2 protein-coding genes and 1 pseudogene are annotated in these 2,774 nt (G+C 71.8%); 1 reads left to right on the top strand and 2 read right to left on the bottom strand.

Annotated features, from left to right (window positions below):
* The first annotated feature begins 467 nt into the window (after positions 1-467).
* The gene (locus FKN01_RS32790; protein ID WP_185993079.1) at positions 468-629 is read left to right on the top strand and encodes a hypothetical protein; all 162 of its coding nucleotides are present in this window, start codon (positions 468-470) and stop codon (positions 627-629) included.
* Between the two features lie 154 nt (positions 630-783).
* Here FKN01_RS32790 and FKN01_RS32020 read toward each other — a convergent pair whose 3' ends face one another.
* Positions 784-1,530 carry a hypothetical protein gene (locus tag FKN01_RS32020; protein WP_143626155.1) on the bottom strand — a complete coding sequence of 249 codons (747 nt, stop codon included), beginning with the start codon at positions 1,528-1,530 and terminating at the stop codon, positions 784-786.
* A gap of 94 nt (positions 1,531-1,624) precedes the next feature.
* Positions 1,625-2,774 (bottom strand): annotated as a pseudogene (locus tag FKN01_RS32785) (hypothetical protein); the annotation flags it as partial.

Here is a 2,774-nt window from a genome sequence, read left to right as displayed (position 1 = left end):
GACCCTCCCCCACCCCGCCCGGACCGGATGCATCACGGACGACCTGTGTAGCATCCCGAACTTCCCCCCACTCCCCCACCCGAACCCCACCACCCCGCCGGCTCGACATCAACCCGCCGGCCCGACCCCACCCACCCACCCACACCACCCCACGCAACCCCCTGACCAGCACAAACACCCCCCCGCCGACCCCACCCCCACCCCCCGAACAACCCCGGACACCCCCACGCAAGCCCACCCGCACACCACGGAGCCCCACCACACCTGACGAGACGTCACACATCAACTGACACACCATCAGACACCAACTGGGAAATACAACCCGTCGCCACAAACCACCCCCCCCCCCCACCCCAAACCCCCCACCCAAACCCGCCACCCACCCCGAAAAACACCCCGGAATCCACACCGCTTTTGCGGGGGACACGGCCCCGGAGCACTGACATCCAATCCGGTAGCCTCTCGGCATGACCTTCGACCCCATCGCGGATCTCCGGGCCGCGCTCCAGCAGGCCGTAGCCGAACTCGCATACGAGGCCGGGCGCCAGGCGGACAGCGACCCAGAGCGGGCGCACCGCCTGCTGGCCTCGGTCACCGCCATGGAAGAGACCCTGCAGCGCACCGCCTGACGTACGCGGGCACGGCGGCCGGACCCGGATCACCGGAACGATCGGGACCACAACGGCCGCGAGAACCGCCGCACCGCCCTGACGCCGGGTGACGCAGCAGCACACCCGAGGGGCCCGACCGATGCGTTGGTCGGGCCCCTCGTGTGCTGCTGCGTCACCCGGCGTCAGGAATGATCCGGTTGATGGTGCTACGGGACACGCTGGTAATGCGCTGCACCTCGCTGCGAGAGAGCTTGGCGCCCTTGACGGCCCATGTGAGCAGCGGGTCACGCTGGTCCCGGGTCAGGGCCCAACCGGTCAGCAGCTCGGCCGCTACCCACTGCGGCAGGCTGTGCGGGCCCAGAGGGCGGTATCCGCTCGGGGGCCGCTCCCACAGCTCGTGCAGTCCGTCGAACGTCGCGGGCGCGTGGGCCAGCGCGCGGCGCCGGCCTTCTGCGACCTGCCGTGCGAACCGGGCCTCGATGCGCCGCAGGACCTGTAGACCCAGCCCGTATACCCCTACTAGGTCCTGGCTGCGGTCGAACTCGTCTTCACGCGCCCATCCCAGGATGAAATCCACTGTGTCCGCTTCCAGGCGCCCCCACCCTTCCTGCTCCTCGCGGGCCTGCTCGATCGTGGACTGAACCATGCTGAGATTGGTCTTCAGCGAGTCCGTGACACTGAGGTACCGCAGAGTCCTGACCCACGGCTCGATCTCGGCCGCGCACTCCTGCGCGGTCTCCTCCGCCTCCCCGGCCGAGCACTCCAGCTTGATCACGGCGAGCGCTTCGCGGCCCGCCCTCACCTCCAACCGCAGACCCGGGGCCTGCCACGCGCTGTCCGCGTCAACGCGCCATTGCTGCATACCAACGCTCAGCAGCCCGTAGACACCCGTCTCGCGAGCCTCGGTCGTAACCTCCACGTAGCACCCCTCACATCGACTGCCTGTATCGATCGATACAAGTAAACTGTATCGATCGATACAGGCGTTGTCTATAGGGTCCCGCTCGGGTACGTCACCGGGATGACCGCAACTCGGGGACGGTGCCGGTACGGCGCCGGATGAGGTCGGCGCACCGGATGCCGCCGCCGGGGTGCCACTCCATCGCGAGAGCAGCGGCGGTGTGCTCGGTGCATCCGGGTGTGAGGGTCAGGCCGCCGCAGTCGTGCCGCTCGCACCGGCAGGTGCCCTCCGGTGCGACGGGCGGCACGCCGTGCCGGACCAGTCCGCCCTCGGCGGTCGGCGCGGCGGCGCCCCGGAGGCCGGCGGGCCAGGCCAGCGTCACCCGCTGGCCCGTCCCCGACCGGTACCGGTCGGTGACCCATACGTCGCCCGTCACCGCCAGCGCCCCCGTGCCCGGCGCTGCGAGCCGGCGCACGGACACCCCGCCGTGTGCCGTGTGCTGTGCGAGCGCGTCGGCGTCCGCATCCGTGCACCAGCCGGACAGCACGTCCTCTCCGGACGCGTCCGTGTCCAGGCCGAGGCACGCGTCATAGAGCCGGAAGCGGCACTCGCCGCCGACACCCACCACGGTCACGGCCGCCGCCTTCGCCTCCGTGGGGATGGTGATCTTTCGGTGGTCCAGCAGCCAGGCGACCATGACTGCCCGGTCGTACTCCGGACGCTCGCCCGTACCGGCCGCCGGGACGGGGAAGTCGGCGTGGCGGCGGCGCCAGGACGCCACCGCCGCCCCGCTCACCCCGCAGATCGTCGCCACGTCCGCGAGCAGCACCCGGTCTCCGCCCGGTGCGTGGCCGGCGAGCAGCGAGCGGGAGCCCGGTCGGGCGGCCCGGACCGCGCGCCAGTCCGCCTCGGGACGCACGACCGGGAGCAGCGCCACGTCCACGGCGCTGTAGAGCGCGACTGTCGTAGCGCCGCCTCGGCTTTGCGCGTAGGGGATCTCCGCCGTGGCAACGGGCTCGATCCACCCGAGGCGGACCACCGCGTCGAAATCGGTGCGGCGGACACCGAGGCGGCGGGCCGCTTGGTCCGGACCCAGAGGTACGTGCCGGTCGAGCAGGGCCGGGAGGTCCCGGCGGCGCGCGAGCGCGTCCACCTCATCCCCGTGCACGTCCGGGGTGCCCGCGTCGCCGCCGAGGCCGGCCAGCAGCCCGGCCCGCACCAGATGACCGACCGCCGACGCGGTCACCTCCGGCCGCCACACC

This window comes from Streptomyces sp. 130, assembly GCF_007096885.1.
GTDB lineage: Bacteria > Actinomycetota > Actinomycetes > Streptomycetales > Streptomycetaceae > Streptomyces.
The sequence above is the reverse complement of the archived record's forward strand: the minus strand, read 5'-3'. Positions and strand labels throughout refer to the sequence as shown.

Bases quoted from the DNA above. Each gene is read 5' to 3' on its own strand.
- FKN01_RS32790 (WP_185993079.1), top strand. From the start codon at position 468: ATGACCTTCGACCCCATCGCGGATCTCCGGGCCGCGCTCCAGCAGGCC.